We start from the raw sequence: 20,119 nt of genomic DNA on the forward strand, positions 1-20,119 counted from the left end.
CTACATAGGTGCGGGGACAGGGTGTGGCAAGGCGTCCAAACGGCCCCGGGCAGCCTCCAGGACGCCACGTGCGACGCCCTCCCAGGAGAAGCGCTCGCGGGCGATGCCGACCAACGCCTCGCGCGTGCGCGCGCGGACGTCCGGGTCGGCCTCGAGCCACGCCACGAGGTCGCCGGCGAGCTGCTCGACGGCTCCGGGCCCGACGTCGAACGACAGCCACGGCACGGCCTCCGGCGGCACCGCGGTCGCGAGCTGGGCGCTCACCTCGGCGAGCCCGGAGTGCGCGGCGCTGACTGGCAGGACCCCGCACGCGGCCGCCTCGGCGGCGACCATGCCGAACGCCTCGGGGAACGTGCTCGGCACGACCTGGGCCTCGCAGGCGGGCAGGAGGTCCTTCAGCTCCGCGTGCTCGAGGCGGCCGACCACGACGACGCGGTCCGGCAGCCGGCGCGCCGCTGCCAGGTACGTCTCGTCGACGGCGCCGCTGTCGAGGAACGCGAGCAGGTGCTTGAGCGGCTCGCGCGGGCCGCCCTCGATCGCCCGCCCTTCGGTCGCGAGCCTCCGCGCCTCGCCGAGGTCGCCGGCCGCCAGCGCGGCGAGCAGCGCCTCGAAGCCCTCGCGGTACGCGCCGAAGCCGACGACGACGAGCCGCGCGTCCGGCACGCGCGCGAGCACGAGCGGCCACGCGGCGGCGAGCAGGTCGACGCCCTTGCTGACGATGAGCTTGCCGACGTAGGCGACGAGGCGGTCCGCGGCGGGGTCCAGGCGGTCCAGAGCCTCGGCCGCCGCGTGCACGTCGCGGTCGAAGGAGCCGCCCGTGACCTGCTCGGCCTCGCGGGCGTGCAGCTCCCGGGCGAGGTCTTGCACGGCCGCTTGCGCGTCGTCCCGCGGGCGGAACTCCGCGATGTCGACGCCGGGCGGGCCGAGCCGCGTGCGCCCCGGCAGCTCGTCGTCGCCCATCGCGGCCCACAGGCTCTCCCCCGTGTGGCGCGAGCCGACGAGCACGCCGCGCGCCCGGCTGAGCCCCTCGCGGGCGTACGGGAGGAACCGATCCGGGTCGCGCTTGACGACGTACTCAAGGGCGCTGCCATGGACCTTCACGGCGTACGGCACGGTCTCCGGGAGGCCGCGGGCGAGGATCGCGGGCCCCATCACGAGGTGGTTGGCGAGCGCCAAGTCCGGCTCCACCCGTTCCACCACATCGCGGACTGCTGCGACGTTGGCGGCGACGTAGCGCTCGACCTCGACGTTCGTGCAGTCGAGGAACGTCTTCGCGGTGATGCCCTCGTACCGGTCCGCGACGTAGACGGGGAGGAGATCGCCGATCTCGGGTACGTACGCGGTGCAGCGCACCTGCCCGTCGCGCGTGGGGATGACGGACAGCCGGCCTTCGGACCAGGTGCCGACCGCGTCGACGAAGTCGAGCTCGGCGGCGCGGCGGTCTTGGCAGAGCAGGTGAACGTCCGCACCGCATCGAACCAGCGCCCGGGCGAGTTGTGCGTTGTACACGTTCGACCCGGTGCCGCGCAGGAGGTATCCGTGGAAGACGAGGAGCTTCACACAAGGACCTTTGAAGAAATGGGCATCCGACAGGTAAAGTGCAGTTCGGCAGGATGAGCGTGAACGGAACGCACGTCATCTTCGTCGGCGGCGACGCCGATCGTCGGGCTCGGGTGGCCCGCGTGCTCGACGGCACTTCGCTGTCGGACGTCCATGCCCTGCCCATGGCCGCGGATGCGCTGCTCTACGAGGGCGACGAACCGGCGGTCTGCGTGGTCGATGCGGCCGAGGCGAGCGTCGAGGAGGCGCTGGCCGGCCTCGCCACCGTCGAGGCCGCGTGGGTGCACACGTGCACGGTCGTGATCCACGACGACACCGATCCCGCCGTGGTGCGGTCGCTGCTGGACGCCGGCGCGCTGTCGATCGTCCCGTCGACGACGAGCGACGCGCGCTTCTGCGCGACGCTCGAGGCGGCGGCCGAGGGACACGGGCTGATCGACGTCGACGTCGTGCGCCCCGTCATCGACCTCTACGCGACGCTGCACGCGGAGTCGCGGCGGCGCAACCGGGCGGTCATCGAGTCGCTCGCCGCCGCGGTCGAGGCGAAGGACACGGTCACGAGCCGCCACCTGCGCGCCGTCTCGCGCCTGGCGACGCAGCTCGCGATGCAGGTCGACCCCGATCTCTGCATGACCGACGACTTCCTGTTCGGGTGCCTGCTGCACGACGTCGGCAAGATCGGCGTGCCGGAGAAGATCCTCATGAAGCCGGGCGCGCTCACCCGTGACGAGTGGGAGGTCATGCGGCGGCATCCGCAGACCGGCGCGCGCGTCGTCCGGCCGCTCAACCTGCCCGAGGTCGTCACCGACGTCGTGCTCTACCACCACGAGCGCTGGGACGGCCGCGGGTACCCCGAGGGCCTCGCCGAGGACGAGATCCCGCTGTCGGCGCGGATCTTCGCCGTCTGCGACGCGCTCGAGGCGATGACCGCCGACCGCCCCTACCGCGGCCCGATGCCCGCCGAGGTGGCGTTCGAGCGCGTCCGTGTCGAAGCCGGGACCCAGTTCGACCCCGACGTCGTCGAGGCGCTCGAGCGCGGCGTCCGCTCCGGGACGATCGACCTCGTCGAGGCCGGCGGGCTCGACGTCGAGCAGCCGGCGCGCCGCCGCATCTCGTCGGCGCTGCGCTAGCCCCGGTACCATCTTGGGTGTGAGCCGTCACCGCTTCCGCACGCCTTCGACCGGGCGCGAGATCATCATGGACGCCGAACCCGGCCGGATCTACGTCGACCGCGACACCGGCGAGGAGCTCGAGGTCCTGGGGAAGGTGCTTCCGCTGTTCCCGGCGAACTCCAACCTCGCATGGTCCGTGGAGAACCTGCGCTTCTGCAACTGGTGCGACCAGCTCGCCCAGCGCGACCTGAACGACTGCCCCACCTGCGGCCGCCGCATGGCGCCCGTGGGCGCCTGACCCCCGGAGCTCCCATGCGCTCGGCGCCCCGCGCCATCCGTGCTCTTCTCCCCGCCGTCCTCCTCGCCCTCGCGCTGGCCCTCGGCGCCTGCGGCGGCGACAGCGAGCTGACGAGCCAGACGCCCAAGACCGCCCCGGACCTGACCATCCCCACCACGGCGGAGGACGTCGGGTCGTCGGACACCTCGACGAGCGCCGACGACGAGTCCGACACCGACACGTCGACGAGCACCACCGCCACCGACGCGACGGACGCAACCGGCGCGGCGAGCAGCAGCACCGGCGGGACGTCCTCCGGCGGCACCGCGACCCCGTCGACCGGCACGCCCTCCAGCGGCACCCCCTCGAGCGGCACCGCCGCCGACGGAACCGACTCGGGCGGCACGGCGGCCGGAGGGACCTCCGACGGAACGTCCTCCTCGGACACCGGCGGAGCGGCCGCGGGAGCCGGCGGGAACGCCGACTTCTGCGCCAACAACCCCGGCGCCTGCTGAGACCGTCCCGGCGAGACTCCGCCCCGATGGGACCGCGGTGCGACACCGCGCGGGCCGCCGGCGCGGTCGGTGTTCTCTCTTCTCCCTTGGCTAGCCGGTGCCAGCGGATGGGGCTAGCAGCGGCTAGCCGGAGCGAAATGGAGGTCGTCGAGCGTTCGAGGGGTCGGATGGACGTCCACATGCATGGGTGCTCCGACGCGAAGTTGGCGCATTTTGCGTCTTTCCGCGTCCAGACGGCGCGTCGAACCAGTAATGAGTCATTTGAACCAGTCCGACCCGACCGGTATGGAGAACACGAAGCATGTTGGTGCCAAGCACGGCGCGCCCGAGCCGACGTGGCACCCCTATCGATCGACGTGCGGGCACTCTCGCGGGTCGAGGCGGCTGAAGGGCCGCCAAGCGGAGGTGCTCGGTGCGCTGTTGCACCGCTGTCCTCGACCGGGTGACGAGGTGAGCGCCCGCGTCGTCTCCCATGACCTCGGGCTGCGGCTCGGGTCGCTGATGCTGTCGCTGCGCTCGATGACCGCCCAGCGGCTCGTCGTCGAGCACACCGACCTGCAGGGCGAGCCGACGTTCTCGCCGACGCTCATGGGCCGCGCCCTGCTCCGCGACGCGCTCACCGCCGCGGACCGCCGCCGCGTCGCCTAGTCCGGCTGATCGAGGACCCGGATCGGCCGCGCGGCCGGTCCGGGCTCGAGGGCTAGTTGCCCGAGGTCTTCTTGGGCGTCTCGTTCGGCTTCGGCTCGGTGATCATCGTCGCCGAGTAGGAGAGCCGGACCTTCTGGTACAGGCAGCGGTACTGGGCGAGGTCCTTGAGGTCCGTCTGGGCGGTCTGGACCGAGGTGTCGTCGCACTGGCCGGCCTTGCGGGACGCGCGCCAGGAGGTGTCGGAGCCCAGGCCGGTCGCGAGGGCGGGTGCCCAGGTCGGGACGGTCAGGGCGATGACCTGGCCCTTCTTGACCGGCAGCGTCTGCTCCAAGGGGAACTGGACCGTCTGGCCGAAGAAGGACGCGAGCTGGACGAGCGGGCTCTGGGCGACGACGCGGCCGAAGAGGCGGTCGCCGGGCTTGAGGACGCTGATGCCGGCCTGGGACTCGCCGCCCAGGCGCTCGTTGAAGAAGGTGATCTGCTTGGGGCCCGGCTTGGACAGGCGGATCGTCCACGCGACGATCCGGCCGTTCGCCGGTGCCTTCATGAGCCCCCGGTTGGGCCCGACCTTGGCCTGGTAGCCCGTCGTGCGGCTGACCGCGAAGCACGGGGAGGTGGGACAGGACGGTGCGGGAAGCTCCTCGGCGTCGTTCGCGCGCCCGATCTCCACGACCTTCGCAGGCGCGGCAGCGGGGAGCACGAGCACGCACGCCAGGAGCGCGAATGTCAGGCGTACCAGCTTCATCGGAAGGCATCCAACACGATCTTTCGGTCGGAGTTGCGCTCCGTACTTGGGTGACTGGCGGTCGGGGCTACTCTCATCCGTCATGAGCGCGATCGACGTCCAAGGACTCGAGCGCGCGTTCAAGGGAGGCGTCAAGGCCGTCGACGGGATCGACCTCCGTGTCGAGCCGGGCGAGGTCTACGGCTTCCTCGGCCCCAACGGCGCGGGCAAGACGACGACGGTGCGCATGCTCGTCACGCTCCTGCGCCCGACCGGCGGCCGCGCGACGGTCGCCGGCTTCGACGTCGCGACCGAGCCGCACGAGGTCCGCAAGCGCATCGGCGTCGCGCTGCAAGAGGCCGCGCTCGACCTGCTCATGAGCGGCCGGGAGCTGATGGAGCTGCAGGCGACCTTGCACGGCATCCCGCCGAAGTCGGTGCACGGCCGCGCGCAGGAGCTCATCCGCCGCGTCGGCCTCGAGCAGGCGCAGGACCGCCGCGTCGGCACGTACAGCGGCGGCATGAAGCGGCGCCTCGATCTCGCGATGGCGCTGATCCACGAGCCGCAGGTGCTCTTCCTCGACGAGCCCACCACCGGCCTCGATCCCGTCAGCCGGCTCACGCTGTGGGAGGAGGTGCGCCGCCTGCGCGACGAGGGCACGACCGTCTTCCTCACCACGCAGTACCTCGAGGAGGCCGACCAGCTCGCCGACCGCGTCGGGATCATCTCGAGCGGCAAGCTCGTCGCCGAGGGCACGCCGGCGCAGCTGAAGAGCGAGGTCGGCGTCCCCCACCTCGACATCACGCTCGCCGACCACGACGGCGACCACGACCTGCAGCGCGCCCGCGAGGTGCTCGAGCGCTTCGGCGACCACCGGCCCGCGACGCAGGGCTGCCACCTCTCCATCGCGATCGCGGGCGGCGCGCGCGACGTCGCGCCCGTCGTCCGCGCGCTCGACGACGCGGGCTTCACGGTCGCGAGCCTCGAGATCCAGCAGCCGACGCTCGACGACGTGTTCGTCGAGAAGACCGGCCGCCACCTCGAGGGCGCGGACCAGACCGCACCCGCCCCGACCGGCGCGGAGACCGGCGGACCGGAGATCGACCCCGACGAGGACGCCGCCGCCGCGGCGCGCGCGTGATCTTCCGCGCGAGCCTCGCGCTCGCCCGCAGGGGCCTCGCGAACAACCTCCGCCGCCCGCAGTTCCTCGCCCCGCTCGTCATCTTCCCCACCCTCTTCCTCGCGGTGAACGTCGGCGGGCTGCACCGCACGACCGAGCTGCCCGGCTTCGAGGACGTCAACGGCTTCCTCGACTTCCAGCTCGCGGCCGCGATCTGCCAGTCGATGCTCATCGCCGGCGTGGGCGCCGGGATCACGACGGCGCTCGAGATCGAGGGCGGCTTCTTCGACCGCCTCGTCGCCTCCCCCATCCCGCGCGTGTCGCTGGTCTTCGGCCGCCTGCTCGCCACCGCCGCGCTGGCCGTGCCGCAGGTGCTCTGGTTCCTCGCGATCGGGCTCATCTTCGGCGCGCACATCGAGGGCGGCGTCCCCGGCGCGCTCATCGTCATCGCGATCGGCGTCTGCGCCGGCGTCGCGGCGGCGTCGATCGGCCTGCTGCTCGCCTACCGCGCCCGCAACGCGAGCATCGTCCAGGGCATCTTCCCGCTGGTCTTCGTCGTCCTGTTCGTGTCGAGCGCCTTCTTCCCCCGCGCCCTGCTGCAGGCGCCGGCGGACTGGCTCGCGGACTACAACCCGCTGAGCTACATCGCCGAAGGCATGCGCGACCCGATCATCTCGTCGATCAGCGCCGACAAGGTGCTCGAGGGCTTCGCCGCCGCGATCGGGGTCGCCGTCGTCTTCACGGGGCTCGCGGTGCTCGCGCTGCGCGGGAGGCTGCGCGAGGGATGACGCTGCAGGCGAACCTCCGCGTGATCCTCGCGCTCAGCCGCCGCGCGCTGAACGAGATCCTCCGCGTCCCCGGCGGCGCGGTGCCCGGTGTGCTCGCGCCGACGATCTTCATGGTCGGCCTGTCCGGCGTCTTCGGCGCCGCGGCCAGCCTGCCGACGTTCAGCGGCGACGTCGGCACCGACTTCCGCACCTTCATCGTCCCCGTTGGCATGCTGCAGGGCGCAGGCTTCACCGGCGCGGCGACGGGGGTCAACCTCGCCCGCGACATCGAGCGCGGCTGGTTCGACCGCCTGCTCACCGGCCCCGCCCCGAGACCGGTCCTCCTCATCGGCATCGTCGCGAGCGCAAGCCTCCGGGCGCTGCTGCCCGCCGGCTTCCTCGTGATCGTCGCGACGATCATCGGCACGCACATCAACAGCGTCGAGGGCTTCCTCCTCTCGCTCGTGCTCGTGATGCTCTACGCCGCCGCGATCGCGTGCTGGAGCACGATCGTCGCGCTGCGGTTCGGCACCCAGCAGGCGGCGCCGCTCATGCAGGTCGTCGCGTTCGCGAGCTTGCTCTTCACGACGGCGTACGCCCCCGAGGAGCTGCTGTCGCCGTGGCTGCGCACGGTCGCCGACATCAACCCGGTCCGCTACGTCCTCGAGGGCGTGCGGCAGGGCTTCGTCTACGACGTGACGACGGCGAGGACGCTGCATGCGTTCCTCGCCGTCCTCGGCCTGCTCACCGTGCTTGGCGCGTTCGCCGTGCGCGGGATGCGCCGCGTCGGCCGCTAGCGGCCGACGTAGTCGCGGAACTTGCCGGGCCCCTCCGTCAGGAACGACTGCACGGCGTTCGCGAGGTCCTCCGTGGCGAACAGCGCGCCCGAGACGTCCGGCGTGAGGTCGTCGGCGGCGCGGGCGCCGTCCTCCTTCTGCGCCTTGATGATCGCCTTGGTCGCCGCGTGCGCCTTCGTCGGCCCGCTCGCGATCCGCTTGGCGTACTTGCGCGACTTCTCCTCGAACTCCTCGGGCGCCCACGTGCGCACGACGACGCCCCACTCCTTGAACGTCGCGGCGTCGAACAGCTCGCCGGTGAAGATGAGGTCCTTCGCGCGGGACGGCCCCGCCTTCTCGGCCAGCCGCTGCGGCCCGCCCATCGACGGCGTCAGCCCGACGACGATTTCGACGAGCCCGAACCGCGCCGCGTCCGACGCGACGATCACGTCGCACGCGAGCGCCAGCTCGAGGCCCCAGGTCAGGCACAGCTCGTGCGCCGCGAAGACAGTCGGGATCGGCAGGTCCTCGATCGCCTGGACGAGCGCGAAGCCGCGCCGCCACACGTCCGCGCCGGACTCGGGCGTGAGCGAGGCGAACATGTTCACGTCGACGCCGCCGGTCCACACCTTGCCGTCCGCGCGCATCAGCAGACCGCGCGCGGCGGAGGAGCCGACCGCGTCGATCGCGTCGATGACCCCGTCGAAGACCTCCTGGTCGAACAGGTTGAGCGGCGGCTTGGAGATCGTCAGCACGGCGAGCGGGCCGTCCTGCTCGAGGGTCCACGGGCCGAACTGCGTCATCGCTTGAGCTCCTCGCCCGTCGCCTTGATCTCGTCGCCGTTCCCGGGCCCGGGGACCCACGGGAGCCGCAGCGGGTCGTCCTCGTAGCGCGGGATGACGTGCATGTGGAAGTGGAACACCGTCTGCCACGCCGAGGCGCCGCACGAGTTGAGCAGGTTCACCCCGTCGGCCCCGAGCACCTCCTTCTGGCGCTCGGCCAGGCGCTTGGCGGCGGCGGTGACCGCGGCGAGCTCGTCGGGATCGATCGTGAGCAGGTCCTGCGTGTGCTCGCGTGGCACGACGAGCGCGTGGCCGCGCGTCGCCGGGTTGATGTCCATGAAGCTGACGGTCCGCTCGTCGGAGTCGACGATCGTCCCCGGCAGCTCCCCGGCGACGATCTTGCAGAAGATGCAGTCGGGGTCGGCAGGCATGGGCCGGGACTCTAGATAGGGGCCCTGTAGATTGCCGCGACGGTGCCCGCTTCCCCGGAAGAGCTCCGCGCGACCATCGACCACCTGACGTCGTGGGAGCGACCGTCGGCGTCGGAGGGCGAGCGGCGCGCGGCGGAGTGGATCCGCGAGCGCTTCGAGGCGATCGGGGTGCCCGCCGCCGTCGAGGAGGAGCGCGCGCACGGCACGTACTGGTGGCCGCTCGGGATCTTCTGCGGCGTGTCGGCGCTCGCCGGCCTCGCCGGCCGGCGGATCCTGTCGGCCGCGGCCGGCCTGTTCGCCGCGTTCGGGATCTGGGACGACCTCGGGCTCTGGCGCGGCCACTGGACGCGGTCGTTCCTGCCGAGGCGCTCGACGTGGAACGTCGTCGCGCGCGCCGGCGACCCGGACGCCGAGCGCGTCGTCTGCGTCGTCGCCCACCACGACGCCGCGCACACCGGCCTGGCGTTCGACGCGACGCTCATCCGCGCGTTCGCGCGCCGTTACCCCGAGCGCATCGAGAAGGCGCGCTCGTGGCCGCAGACGCTGCGCCTGGTCTTCGCGGCGCCGCTGCTCGTCGCGCTCGGCTCGCTGCTCGGACTCAGGCGCGTCCGCCGGCTCGGCACCGTCCTCTCGTTCACGAGCGCGGCCGCGTTCGCCGACATCGGCCGCTCCCCCGTCGTCCCCGGCGCGAACGACAACCTGACCGCGGTCGCGGTGCTGCTGTCGCTCGCCGGCGACCTCGTCGAGCGGCCAGTCGAGGGCGTCCGCGTGCTGCTCGTGTCGTGCGGCAGCGAGGAGTCGTTCGAGGAGGGCAGCGCCGGGTTCCTGAAGACCCACGAGCACGAGCTGCCGCGCGACCGGACCGACATCATCGTGCTCGACACCGTCGGCTCGCCGCGGCTGATCCTGCTCGAGGGCGAGGGCTTCATCGTCCACCGCCCGTACGACGCGCCGCTCAAGGACGTCATCGAGCAGGCGGCAACTGACGCGGGCGAGCCGATCATCCGCGAGCATTGGCTCTCCTACGGCTCGGACGCGCTCATCTCGATGCGGCGCGGGTACCGGGCCGCGCTCATCTCCTCCTTCGACGAGGCCAAGCTGCCCGCCAACTACCACCAGCCGACCGACACCGCCGAGAACGTGGACTACTCGACGGTGGCGTCCGCCGCCGCCGTGACCGAAGCGGCGATCCGCCGGCTGGCGGCCGCCGCATGACGGCGCGCGCGCTGGCGTGCTGCGTCGGCCTCGCGATCGCCGCCGCCGGCTGCGGCGACGACGAGAACGACTCCGGCAGCGCGCCGTCGCAGGGCGAGGAGGGCGCCGCGCTCGTCGCGGTCGCCGGCCCGTCGGACGATGCGGCGCGGATCGCCGAGCGCTGCCGCCTGCCGCAGCCCGCGGGCGACGCGAAGCTCGAGCTGCCGCAGGGGCTTGCCCCGTCCGACGCGTTCGTGCTGACGAGCGAGGGCGAGGAGGCGCGGCTCGTGTTCCGCTCGTCGATGCGGATCGCCTACAGCCAGATGCTCGCGAACGCCCGCCGGCTCGGCCTGACGATCGAGCGGTCCGAGCTCGAGGGCGTCGACGCCGAGCTCGAGCTGCTCGCCGGCGACGGCAAGCTCGAGATGGAGTTCGCACCCGCCGGGCTGTGCCCGAAGGTCAGCCAGGCGACCGTGCGGACCGAGCGAGACTGAGCGCCTCCTCGCGCGTCGCGATCTCGCCCGCGTACTGAGCGGCGGCCAGCCGGGCGAGCACCTCGCCGAGCTCCGGCCCCGGCCGGAAGCCGAGCTCGCGGATGAGGTCGTCGCCGTTCACGAGCGGTTCGGGCGCCCCCTCGTCGTGCCAGTCGAGCGCCAGCGGCAGCAGCACCCGGATCACCTCGAGGTGCTTTGCGATCGCCTCGTCGGCCTTGCGCCCGCGCGTCGCGAGCCGGTCGGCCGTGGAGATCAGCAGCACGTCGGCCTGCACCGGCTTCGTCGCGTGGATGTAGGCGAACGCCTCACCGCGGTCGAGCGGCATCGAGTGGACGAGGAAGCCGGGCTTGAGATGATGGCGGGTGAGGTCCGCGACGTACCGCTTGAGGTCGGTGCTCGTCTTCAGTCGCGTGAAGACGTCCTCGACGAGCTCGGCGCCCATCCGGTCGTGGCCGGGGAAGCCGAAGCCGCCCTTCGGGTTCGGGACGGCGGTGAGCGGCTTGGCGGCGTCGTGCAGCAGCGCCGCGAAGCGCAGGCCGCCGCCGCGCGTCAGCTCGTCGCCGAGCGGCTCGGCGAGCAGCCGCCGCACCCGCTCCCCCAGCTCGTCTCCGAGGACGGCGCCCGGGTCGGTCTCGAGCTCGATCGCGCGCTCGAGCACCTCCAGCGTATGGCCGTACGCGTCGCGGTGGTGGTAGATCGTCTGCTCGACGCCCTGCAGCGCGGTCAGCTCGGGCAGCACCGCGGCGAGCGCGCCGCAGCGGTCGGCCAGCTCGAGGCCCTCGAGCGCGCGCTCCGCGACGACGATGCGCTTGAGCTCGGCGAACACGCGCTCCTGCGCGACGCCGCGCAGCCGGTGCGCCTCGTCGCGGGCGGCCTCGATCGTCGGCTCGACGGCGTGCAGGTCGAGCTCGCACGCCAGCCGCGCGAGGCGCAGCGTGCGCAGCGGGTCGTCGGCGAACGAGCGCGGGCCGACGGCGCGCAGCCGCCGAGCCTCGAGGTCCTCCACGCCGCCGGTCGGGTCGACGGGAGGGCCGCCGCCGAGCGGCTCGGCGATCGCGTTGATCGTGAAGTCGCGCAGCAGCAGGTCCTCCTCGATCGACCCGCCGCGGATCGCGACGACGTCGATCTGCCACGCGCGGCCGGGGCCGATGACGCGCCACGCGCCGAAGGCGTCGGAGAGCTCGAACGACGGGCCGCCCGCCGCGCGCCCGAGCGCACGGGCCGCGGCCCGGACGTCGCCGTCGATCGCGACGTCGAGGTCGAGCACCGGCCGCCCGAGCAGCTCGTCGCGCACCGCGCCGCCGACCAGCCACGCGCGCTCCCCGGCCAGCACCTCGCGCGCGAGGTCCAGCGGTTCCGTCACGCCGCCGTCCGCGGCACCCGCGCCGAGATGCCGCAGGTGACCTCGTAGTTGATCGTCTGCAGGCGTCGCGCCCACTCCTCGGCGAGCACGCGCTCGTCCCCCTGCGCGCCGAGCAGCACGACCTCGTCGCCGACCTCGACGTCCGTCTCCGGCCCGAGGTCGAGCGTCACGTTGTCCATGCTCACCGTCCCCACGAGCGGGACGCGCCGGCCGCGCACGAGCACGTCCGCGTTGTTCGTCAGCGCGCGCCGTACGCCGTCGCCGTAGCCGATCGGCACGGTGGCGAGCGTCGTCGGCCAGTCTGCGACGAAGCGCCGGCCGTACCCGGCGCTCTCCCCCGCCGCGCAGTGCTTGACCGCGGCGACGTACGACGTGAGCGTGAGCGCCGGCCTCAGCTCATGCGCCGCGGGATCCTCGCCGAACGGGTCGAGCCCGTAGAGCGCGATCCCGCAGCGGACCATGTCGAAGTGCGTGCGCGGCTCGCGCAGCGTCGCGGCGCTGTTGGCGGCGTGCAGGACGAGGCCGGGACGCCGGAGCGGCAGCGCCCACGCCTCGAAGCGCGCGAGCTGCTCGTGCAGGAACGGGTCGTCGCGGTCGTCGGCGGTGGCGAAGTGGGTCATCAGCCCGGCCGCCTCGAGCGCGGGGTCGTCGTCGATCGCCGCGAGCACCGCGGTCGCCTCGGCCGGGTCGCGCGTGCCGAGCCGCCCCATGCCGGTGTCGAGCTTGACGTGAACGCGCCCGCCGCCGCGCGCCGCGACGGCGCGGACGAACGCGTGGCTCCAGGCGACGACGTCCGCGCCCGCCGACAGCGCCACGTCCAGCTCCTCCGGGCTGAGCGCGCCGAGGACGAGGATCCGCTGCCGCAGCCCCGCGTCGCGCAGGATGCGCGCCTCGTGGGCGGTGGCGACCGCCAGCCAGGCGACGCCGATCGCGGCGGCGGCATGCGCGGCAAGCAGCGCCCCGTGGCCGTAGCCGTCGGCCTTGACGACCGGGCACAGCGCGGCGCCGGGCGCGGCGCTCGCCAGGCAGCGGGCGTTGTGCTCGAGCGCCGAGCTGTCGATCCGGGCGAGCGCCCGCAGCGCCATCCGGCTAGTCGCGCGTCAGCGCGTCGAGCACATCGGCGCGCGAGACGACCCCGACGTAGCGGCCGTGCTCCACGACCGGCAGCCGGTTGTGCTTGCGGTCGGCCATGATCCGCGCCGCGCGGTGGACGTCCTCGTCGGCGTCGACGGTGGCGGGGTCGCGGCTCATCATGTCCTTGACCGAGGCGGCGGTGGCCTTGCGCAGGCGGTCCTCGAAGCGGCTGAGCGGCTCGAGGAACACGACCCCGCCGAAGAGGTTGATCATGTGCGGCAGATGGAGGTCGCCCTCCTCGTCGGCGATGACGAGGTCGCTCTCCGTCACGACGCCGACGCAGCGGCCGCCCGAGTTGACGACGGCGACCCCCGGCAGGTCGTGGTCGCGCAGCAGGTGCACGACCGTCTCGACGGTGTCCTCGGGCGTGACCGTCGGCAGGCTGGAGTCCATGATGTCGCGCACCTTCGCCATGGGCGGAGCAGCCTACCGGCCGAGCGCGTCGATGACGTCACGCGCGATGACGGAGTCCGCGGTGCGGTCCGCCGCCGCACGGCGGCCGGCGTCGAGGTGCAGCCGCACGCCCGCGCAGGCGGCGGTGAACGGGTCGAGCTCCTTGGCGAGCATCGCGGCGATGACGCCCGAGAGCACGTCGCCCGTGCCCGCGGTCGCCAGCGCCGGCGCGCCCCCCGGGCTGACCGCCACGCGGCCGTCCGGCTCGGCGACGAGCGTGTCGTCGCCCTTGAGCACGACGATCGCCTGCGCCCGCCTCGCCGCCTCGCGCGCGTGGTGCAGGCGGCGGGCGCCCACCGCCTTGCTGTCGACCTCGAGCAGGCGCCCGAGCTCGCCGGCGTGCGGCGTGAGGATCGTCGGCGCCTCGCGGCGCGCGAGGTCACCGAGGCGCCCCGCGTGCGCGTTCAGGCCGTCGGCGTCGAGGACCACCGGCACCGCGGCGCTCGCGGCGAGCGCGCGGGCGAGCTCCTGCGCGCCGTCCGTCTTGCCGAAGCCCGGGCCGATCACCATCGCTCCCCCGCGCCTGTCCGCCTCCTCGACGACGCGCCCGGCGCCGCGGTCGAGCAGCTGGCCGTCGGCGTCGGGCAGCGGGATCGTCATGACCTCGAGCAGGCGGACCTCGAAGATCGCGTTCAGCGACGCCGGGACGCAGCAGGTCACGTAGCCGGCGCCCGCGCGCATCGCTCCCTCGGCGCTCAGGCACGGCGCGCCGGTCAGGCCGGTCGAGCCGCCGACGACGAGGACATGGCCGCTCGTGAACTTCGTCGACGCGGCGCCGCGGCGCGGCACGACGTCGGCGACGCGCGGCAACAGGAGCCCGGTCCGCGGCGCGACCGGCTCGCCCGCCGGGATGCCGATCGCGATGACGCGCACGGTGCCGGCGTGGTCCTTGCCGGGCGCGATGCGCAGGCCCGGCTTGGCGCGGTGGAACGTCGCGGTCGCGCGGGCGCGCACGGCGACGTCGCCGATCTCGCCCGTCGAGGCGTCGAGGCCGCTCGGGACGTCGGCGGCGACGACCGGGACGCCCGAGTCGTTCAGCGCCGTGATCGCCGCGCGGGCCGGCTCCCTGACGTCGCCGCTGAACCCCGTCCCGAGGATCGCGTCGACGGCGACCGCGACGCCGGCGAGCTGCGCGGGCTCGAACGGCCGCGGCTCGTCGCCCCCCCACCGGTCGAAGTTCGCCCGCGCGTCGCCGCGAAGCTTCTCCGGGTCGTTCGTCGTCGCGACGCGGACGTCGCGGCCGGCGTCGCGCAGCAGCCGCGCGGCGACGTAGCCGTCGCCGCCGTTGTTGCCGCCGCCGCAGACGACGAGGACCGGACCGGTCGGCGCGACCTCGGTGACGAGATCCGCCAGGCCCGCGCCGGCGCGCTCCATGAGATCCAGCGACGGCACGCCTCGGTCGTTGATCGCCCACGCGTCGGTCGCGCGCATCTGCTCCGCGTCGGGCAGGGGATCGAGCCACTGCGGGATCAACGCGTCATCGCGACCGCGCCGGCCATTCCCTTCGAATGCGTCAGCGAGATCTCGACCTCATGGGCGGCGAGGTCGCCGTGCAGGACGAGCGTCGGGCCCTCGAGCACCTCGATGTCCTGCCACGACCACGCCTCGAGGTGCAGGGCCTTGGCGACGGCCTCCTTCGCGCAGAACCGCGCGGCGAGGTGCTGCCCCGGCCGCCCCTTCGTCGCCGCGTACTCGCGCTCGGCGTCGGTGAACAGCCGCTCGGCCAGGCGCGGCCGCCGCTTCAGCGCCCGTTCCAGACGGGAGATCTCGAGGAGGTCGATGCCCACGCCCACGCGCGGAGAATAGGGTCTCGTCCCGTGCGCATAGGGATCATCGGAACAGGCAACATCGGCGGCACCGCAGCGGAGCTGTTCGAGGAGGCCGGGCACGAGGTGCGCACGGCGAACACGAGCGGCGGGCTCGAGGAGGCGGCGGAGTTCGGCGAGGTCGTGCTCGTGGCGATCCCGCTCGGCGCCTACGAGGAGCTGCCGGCCGACGCGCTCGAGGACACGATCGTCATCGACGCCATGAACTACTACCCGAGCCGCGACGGGCAGATCCCGGAGCTCGATCGAGACGAGACGACGTCGACCGAGCTCGTGGGGCAGCACCTCTCGCATTCGCGCATGGTCAAGGCGTTCAACACGATGAACTACGTGACGCTCGGCGAGGAGGGGCGCCACGCGGGCGACCCGCAGCGGCTGGTGATCTTCGTCGCCGGGGACGACGCCGAGGCGAACCGGCTCGTGGTCGACCTCATCGACGAGGTCGGGTTCGACGGGATCATCACGGGCTCGCTGGCCGAGGGCGGCCGGCTGCAGCAGCCGGGCTCGCCGATCTACGGCGCCGAGCTGACGATCGCCGAGGCCGCCGAGGTCCTGCGCGGCTGACGCCTACTCGACGGTGACGGTCTTCGCGAGGTTGCGCGGCTGGTCGATGTCCAGGCCGCGGGCGCGGGCGATCGCATAGGCGATCATCTGCTGCGGGACGATCGCGAGGAGCGGCTGGAGCATCCAGTCGGTCTCCGGGACCCGGATGACCTCCTCGGCGTGCTCGCCGATGTCCACGTTCCCCTCGGTGGCCACGGCGATGACGTGGGCGCCGCGGGCGCGGACCTCCTGCATGTTCGAGACGACCTTGTCGAGGATCGGCGAGCTCGTCGCCGTGACGATCACCGGCGTGCTCTCGTCGAGCAGCGCGATCGGGCCGTGCTTCATCTCGCCCGCCGCGTACGCGTCGGCCGGGATGTAGGAGATCTCCTTGAGCTTCAGCGCGCCCTCGAGCGCGACGGGCAGGCCGACGTGGCGCCCGAGGTAGAGGAAGAAGTTGCGGTGGGCGTGGCGGCGCGCGATGCCGCGGACCTGGCCGTCGTCGCCGTCGAGCTGCTTGATGAGCTCGCTCACCGTGTGCGGCAGCTGCTTGAGCTCCTGCACGAGCGTGCGCAGGTGGTCGGCCTCGAGCGTGCCGTGCAGCTCGGCGAGCCGCAGGGCGAGCAGGTACATCGCCGCGACCTGACAGACGAACGTCTTCGTGGCGGCGACGCCGACCTCGAGGCCGGCGCGCGTGTACAGCACCGCGTCGCTGTCGCGCGTGGCCTGCGAACCCATGATGTTCGTCACCGCCAGCACGGTCGCGCCGCGCTCGCGCGCGAGGCGCATCGCCGCGAGCGTGTCCGCGGTCTCGCCGGACTGCGTGATGCCGATGACGAGGTCGCCGGGGCCGACGATCGGGTTCGCGTAGCGGAACTCCGACGCGATGTCGACGCCGACCGGCACCCGCGCCCACTCCTGGATCGCGTACCGGCCGATCAGGCCGGCGTGGTAGCTCGTGCCGCATGCGACGATGAGGATCCGCTTGGCCTTGCGCAGGAGGTCCTCGTCGAACTCGCCGCCGAAGTCGACGCCCGTCTCGCGCACGGTGCGATCGGCGATCGTCTCGGCCAGCGCGTCCGGCTGCTCGTGGATCTCCTTGAGCATGAACGTCTCGTAGCCGCCCTTCTGGGCGGTGTCCTGGTCCCAGTCGAGCTCGGTCACCTCGCGCTCGACGACGGTGCCGTCGGGCTTCATGACGATCGTCTCCGTCGGGCGGATCGCGACGATCTCGTCGTTCTCGATGAACTGGACGCGGCGCGTGTGCGCGAGGAACGCCGGGACGGCCGAGGCGAAGAACCGCTCGTCCTCCCCCACGCCGACGACGAGCGGGCACTCCAGGCGCGCGCCGACGAGCAGCTCGGGGTCGCCCTTGTGCATGGCGACGAAGGAGAAGTGGCCCTGCAGCTCGGCGTACGCGCGGCGGACCGCCTCGACGAGGTCGCCGGCGGCGAGGTGATGGGCGATGAGGTGCGCGATGACCTCGGCGTCGGTCTCCGAGGTGAAGACGGCGCCCATGTCGGCGAGCCGCTGCTTGATCGAGAGGTAGTTCTCGACGATGCCGTTGACCACGACGTGGACCGAGTCGGCGGTGTCGAAGTGCGGGTGCGCGTTCTCCTCGTTCACGCGCCCGTGCGTCGCCCAGCGCGTGTGGCCGATGCCGGTCGTCGACTCGCGCGACGCGGTCGCCACGGCGCCCCGCTCGTCGCCCTCGACGGCCTTGACGAGGTTCTCGAGCTTGCCGACGGCGCGGACCGACTTGATCTCGCCGTCCGACGCCAGCAGCGAGACCCCGGCGGAGTCGTAGCCGCGGTACTCGAGCTGCTGGAGCCCCTCGAGCAGCAGGTTCTCCACCGGGCGCTTGCCCACGTAGCCGACGATCCCGCACATGGGAGAAGAGGCTAGCTGCCGGCTTCGACGACGCCGACGAGCCGGTCGCAGACCGCGTCGGCCTCCTCGGCGGTCGGTGCCTCGACCATGACGCGCACGAGCTGCTCGGTGCCGCTGGGGCGGACGAGGACGCGGCCGCGGCCCTCGAGCTCGGCCGACGCCGCCTCGACGGCGCCCTTCAGCTCGTCGGAGCCCATCGCGGCGTCGCGGTCGGCGACGCGCACGTTGACGAGCCGCTGGGGCAGCTTCTCCATCGCCGCCCGCTCGGCGAGGTCGCCGCCGCCGAGCGCCTCCAGCGTCAGCAGCGCCGCGGCGATCCCGTCGCCCGACGGGACGAAGTCCATGTCGATGAGGTGGCCCGACTGCTCGCCGCCGAGCGCCCACGCGCGCCGGCGCAGCGCCTGCAGGACGTAGCGGTCGCCGACGCTCGTCGTCTCGACCTCGACGCCCGCCTCGCGCATCGCGGCGTGGAAGCCGTAGTTCGTCATCACCGTCACCGCCACGCCGGGCGCCTTGCGATGCAGCACGGCGAGCGCGAGCAGCTCGTCGCCGTCGACGACCGCGCCGGTGCGGTCCACCGCGAGCACGCGGTCGCCGTCGCCGTCGAACGCGAAGCCGACGTCGTGGCCGTCGATGCGCGACGCGAGCGCCTCGACGTGGGTCGAGCCGACGCCCTCGTTGATGTTGCGCCCGTCGGGCTGCTCGGCGAGCACGGTCACCGTGGCCCCGAGGCGGCGGAAGATCTCGGGCGCGACGCGGTACGTCGCGCCGTTCGCGCAGTCGAGCAGGACCCGCACGCCGGACAGGTCGAGCCCGCTGAAGCGCGTGTGCAGCTCGCGCAGGTAGTCCTCGGTCGTGCCGTGCAGCGTGCGCACGCGGCCGATCGAGGCGCCGCGGCCGTCGTCGGAAGCGAGGCGCGCCTCGATCGCCAGCTCCGTCTCGTCGGACAGCTTGAAGCCGTCCCCGCCGAAGAACTTGATCCCGTTGTCGCGGTACGGGTTGTGCGACGCCGAGATGACGGCGGCGAGGTCGAACCCGTAGCGGCGCACGAGCAGCGGCGCGGCCGGCGTCGGCAGCACGCCGCCGACCAGGACCTCCCCGCCCGCCGAGCTGACGCCCGCGCCGAGCGCGGCCTCCAGCATCTCGCCCGACTCGCGCGTGTCGCGGATGACGAGCACGCGCGGGTGCTCGCCGGCGATCTCCGCGGTCGCCGCGCGGCCGAGCCGGACGGCCAGGTCGGCCGTGAGCAGCTCGCCCGCGACGCCGCGGACGCCGTCGGTCCCGAAGAACCGCCGCGCCAACTAGCGCTTGCTGAACTGCGGCCGCTTGCGGGCCTTCTTGAGGCCGGCCTTCTTGCGCTCCTTGGCGCGCGCGTCGCGCGTCAGGAAGCCGCGGCGCTTGAGCTCGGACCGCAGGTTCGGGTCCGCCTCGAGCAGCGCGCGCGAGATGCCGTGCCGGAGCGCGTCGGCCTGCGCCGCGACGCCGCCGCCGTGCATGCGGGCGATGACGTCCATCCGCTCCTCGTAGCCCACCGTCTCCAGGGGCTGGCGGATGTTGCGCTGCAGGGTCGCGCGGGGGAAGTAGTCGTTCAGCGTCTTGCCGTTGATCGTGTAGGCGCCGTTGCCGGGCTTGAGGATCACGCGGGCGATCGCCGTCTTGCGCTTGCCGGTCGCCTTGTAGCGGGCGTCGGCGGCGAGGTCGATGGTGACGGCCGCGATCGGCTCGTCGACGGTGTCCTCGTCGGCGGCCGCGAGGATCTCCTCGGCGGCGGCGTCGAGGTCCTCCTCGTCGCCGTAGGCGGAGCGGCGGAAGGCTTCCTCGCCCTCCGGGACGATGTCGACCTCGAGGTCCATGCCCGGGATGGCCGGCTTGACGCGCGGCGTGGGCTCGTCCTCTTCGAGGTCCTCCTCGTCGTCGCCCTCGGCGTCCGCGTCGGCCGCGGGCTGCTCCTCGGCGGGCGCCTCGGCCTGCGGCTGCTCCTCCGCGGGAGCCTCTGAAGTCGTCTCCTCGGGAGCCTCGGGAGCGGCGGTCTCCTCGCGCTCCTGCTCCTCGGGCTGCTCGGGCGTCTGGTCGCTCACTGCGACAGCTCCATCGGTTGCGGCTTCTGCGCCTGGTGCGGATGGTCCGGCCCCGCGTAGACCTTGAGCTTGGTCAGCTGCTTGCGGGCCAGGCGGTTGCGGGGGAGCATCCCCTTGACCGCGATCCGGATGATCTCCTCCGGCCGGCGCTCGATCATGTCCTGGAAGGTGCGCACCTTCAGGCCACCCGGGTAGCCGGAGTGGCGGTAGTACTTCTTGTCGGTGCGCTTGTCGCCGGAGACGCTGATCTTCTCGGCGTTCACGACGACGACGAAGTCGCCGGTGTCGATGTGCGGCGTGTACTCGGGCTTGTTCTTGCCGCGGAGCGCGTCGGCGATCTGGGTCGCGAGACGGCCGAGCGTCTGCCCGGTCGCGTCGACGACGAGCCAGTTGCGCTCGCGATCGGTGGGCTTGGCGACGTAGGTCTTCATG

23 protein-coding genes are annotated in these 20,119 nt (G+C 73.0%); 10 read left to right on the forward strand and 13 right to left on the reverse strand.

Translation table 11 applies throughout. The features are described from left to right. On the reverse strand, positions 1–1,560 hold the full coding sequence (locus AC1UE4_RS09735) for a glycosyltransferase family 4 protein (protein ID WP_482917026.1): 1,560 nt from the start codon (positions 1,558–1,560) through the stop codon (positions 1–3). 53 nt (positions 1,561–1,613) lie between these two features. On the opposite strand from AC1UE4_RS09735, the gene AC1UE4_RS09740 reads away from it, so the two are divergent. From AC1UE4_RS09740 to AC1UE4_RS09755, 4 genes are all read left to right on the forward strand, one after another. After that, positions 1,614–2,690, forward strand: a complete 1,077-nt coding sequence (locus tag AC1UE4_RS09740; protein ID WP_482917027.1) for an HD-GYP domain-containing protein — start codon at positions 1,614–1,616, stop codon at positions 2,688–2,690. A 19-nt stretch (positions 2,691–2,709) separates the two neighbouring features. After that, the gene (locus tag AC1UE4_RS09745; RefSeq protein ID WP_482917028.1) at positions 2,710–2,970 is read left to right on the forward strand and encodes a hypothetical protein; all 261 of its coding nucleotides are present in this window, start codon (positions 2,710–2,712) and stop codon (positions 2,968–2,970) included. Positions 2,971–2,984: 14 nt separating this feature from the next. Further along, entirely contained in the window at positions 2,985–3,464 is a 480-nt protein-coding gene (locus AC1UE4_RS09750; protein WP_482917029.1) for a hypothetical protein, read from the forward strand. A 450-nt stretch (positions 3,465–3,914) separates the two neighbouring features. Beyond that, a complete protein-coding gene (locus tag AC1UE4_RS09755) occupies positions 3,915–4,112 on the forward strand; it encodes a hypothetical protein (RefSeq protein WP_482917030.1) in 198 nt (65 codons plus the stop codon). A 52-nt stretch (positions 4,113–4,164) separates the two neighbouring features. On the opposite strand, the gene AC1UE4_RS09760 is transcribed toward AC1UE4_RS09755, so the two are convergent. Further along, complete coding sequence (locus AC1UE4_RS09760; RefSeq protein WP_482917031.1) at positions 4,165–4,857, reverse strand: MDR/zinc-dependent alcohol dehydrogenase-like family protein; 693 nt, start codon at positions 4,855–4,857, stop codon at positions 4,165–4,167. Between the two features lie 82 nt (positions 4,858–4,939). Between AC1UE4_RS09760 and AC1UE4_RS09765 the strand changes: the two genes are divergently transcribed. The 3 genes from AC1UE4_RS09765 to AC1UE4_RS09775 are packed head-to-tail and all read left to right on the forward strand — an operon-like array spanning position 4,940 to position 7,520. After that, positions 4,940–5,977, forward strand: a complete 1,038-nt coding sequence (locus AC1UE4_RS09765) for an ABC transporter ATP-binding protein (RefSeq protein WP_482917032.1) — start codon at positions 4,940–4,942, stop codon at positions 5,975–5,977. Further along, the gene (locus AC1UE4_RS09770; protein WP_482917033.1) at positions 5,974–6,744 is read left to right on the forward strand and encodes an ABC transporter permease; all 771 of its coding nucleotides are present in this window, start codon (positions 5,974–5,976) and stop codon (positions 6,742–6,744) included. Before AC1UE4_RS09765 ends, AC1UE4_RS09770 begins: the two co-directional genes overlap by 4 nt. Beyond that, the gene (locus tag AC1UE4_RS09775) at positions 6,741–7,520 is read left to right on the forward strand and encodes an ABC transporter permease (protein WP_482917034.1); all 780 of its coding nucleotides are present in this window, start codon (positions 6,741–6,743) and stop codon (positions 7,518–7,520) included. Before AC1UE4_RS09770 ends, AC1UE4_RS09775 begins: the two co-directional genes overlap by 4 nt. Here AC1UE4_RS09775 and AC1UE4_RS09780 read toward each other — a convergent pair. Together AC1UE4_RS09780 and AC1UE4_RS09785 are read right to left on the reverse strand one after the other, a co-directional pair. Continuing rightward, on the reverse strand, positions 7,517–8,302 hold the full coding sequence (locus tag AC1UE4_RS09780; protein WP_482917035.1) for an enoyl-CoA hydratase/isomerase family protein: 786 nt from the start codon (positions 8,300–8,302) through the stop codon (positions 7,517–7,519). The genes AC1UE4_RS09775 and AC1UE4_RS09780 overlap by 4 nt on opposite strands. Next, entirely contained in the window at positions 8,299–8,712 is a 414-nt protein-coding gene (locus AC1UE4_RS09785) for an HIT family protein (protein ID WP_482917036.1), read from the reverse strand. The genes AC1UE4_RS09780 and AC1UE4_RS09785 overlap by 4 nt, the downstream gene beginning before the upstream one ends. 42 nt (positions 8,713–8,754) lie before the next feature. Between AC1UE4_RS09785 and AC1UE4_RS09790 the strand changes: the two genes are divergently transcribed. Beyond that, complete coding sequence (locus AC1UE4_RS09790; protein ID WP_482917037.1) at positions 8,755–9,927, forward strand: M28 family peptidase; 1,173 nt, start codon at positions 8,755–8,757, stop codon at positions 9,925–9,927. Further along, positions 9,924–10,400 carry a hypothetical protein gene (locus tag AC1UE4_RS09795; protein ID WP_482917038.1) on the forward strand — a complete coding sequence of 159 codons (477 nt, stop codon included), beginning with the start codon at positions 9,924–9,926 and terminating at the stop codon, positions 10,398–10,400. Before AC1UE4_RS09790 ends, AC1UE4_RS09795 begins: the two co-directional genes overlap by 4 nt. Here AC1UE4_RS09795 and AC1UE4_RS09800 read toward each other — a convergent pair. From AC1UE4_RS09800 to AC1UE4_RS09820, 5 genes are read right to left on the reverse strand one after another with little or no spacing between them, the layout of a single operon-like run. Continuing rightward, the gene (locus AC1UE4_RS09800; protein ID WP_482917039.1) at positions 10,366–11,763 is read right to left on the reverse strand and encodes a CCA tRNA nucleotidyltransferase; all 1,398 of its coding nucleotides are present in this window, start codon (positions 11,761–11,763) and stop codon (positions 10,366–10,368) included. The two genes, AC1UE4_RS09795 and AC1UE4_RS09800, sit on opposite strands and share 35 nt — an antisense overlap. Beyond that, positions 11,760–12,848, reverse strand: coding sequence for an alanine racemase (gene alr / locus AC1UE4_RS09805; protein WP_482917040.1), 1,089 nt, complete (start codon positions 12,846–12,848; stop codon positions 11,760–11,762). The genes AC1UE4_RS09800 and alr overlap by 4 nt, the downstream gene beginning before the upstream one ends. Positions 12,849–12,852: 4 nt before the next feature. Then, the gene (locus AC1UE4_RS09810) at positions 12,853–13,311 is read right to left on the reverse strand and encodes a CBS domain-containing protein (protein WP_482917041.1); all 459 of its coding nucleotides are present in this window, start codon (positions 13,309–13,311) and stop codon (positions 12,853–12,855) included. Between the two features lie 12 nt (positions 13,312–13,323). Further along, positions 13,324–14,823: an NAD(P)H-hydrate dehydratase gene (locus AC1UE4_RS09815; RefSeq protein ID WP_482917042.1), complete on the reverse strand. Its 1,500-nt coding sequence runs from the start codon at positions 14,821–14,823 to the stop codon at positions 13,324–13,326. Next, positions 14,820–15,143, reverse strand: a complete 324-nt coding sequence (locus tag AC1UE4_RS09820; RefSeq protein WP_482917043.1) for a holo-ACP synthase — start codon at positions 15,141–15,143, stop codon at positions 14,820–14,822. The genes AC1UE4_RS09815 and AC1UE4_RS09820 overlap by 4 nt, the downstream gene beginning before the upstream one ends. Before the next feature lie 24 nt (positions 15,144–15,167). Between AC1UE4_RS09820 and AC1UE4_RS09825 the strand changes: the two genes are divergently transcribed. Next, on the forward strand, positions 15,168–15,740 hold the full coding sequence (locus AC1UE4_RS09825; RefSeq protein WP_482917044.1) for an NADPH-dependent F420 reductase: 573 nt from the start codon (positions 15,168–15,170) through the stop codon (positions 15,738–15,740). A gap of 3 nt (positions 15,741–15,743) precedes the next feature. Here the strand turns inward: AC1UE4_RS09825 and glmS are convergent, their stop codons facing one another. The 4 genes from glmS to rplM form a co-directional block, all read right to left on the reverse strand. Next, positions 15,744–17,609 (reverse strand): glutamine--fructose-6-phosphate transaminase (isomerizing), encoded by a 1,866-nt coding sequence (gene glmS / locus AC1UE4_RS09830; RefSeq protein WP_482917045.1) that lies wholly within the window; start codon positions 17,607–17,609, stop codon positions 15,744–15,746. An 11-nt stretch (positions 17,610–17,620) separates the two neighbouring features. After that, positions 17,621–18,910, reverse strand: a complete 1,290-nt coding sequence (glmM, locus tag AC1UE4_RS09835; protein ID WP_482917046.1) for a phosphoglucosamine mutase — start codon at positions 18,908–18,910, stop codon at positions 17,621–17,623. Further along, a complete protein-coding gene (gene rpsI, locus AC1UE4_RS09840) occupies positions 18,911–19,312 on the reverse strand; it encodes a 30S ribosomal protein S9 (RefSeq protein WP_482918225.1) in 402 nt (133 codons plus the stop codon). 371 nt (positions 19,313–19,683) lie between these two features. Continuing rightward, positions 19,684–20,118, reverse strand: a complete 435-nt coding sequence (gene rplM, locus AC1UE4_RS09845) for a 50S ribosomal protein L13 (protein ID WP_482917047.1) — start codon at positions 20,116–20,118, stop codon at positions 19,684–19,686. Position 20,119 lies beyond the last annotated feature (1 nt).

It is taken from the genome of Parviterribacter kavangonensis (assembly GCF_056863335.1).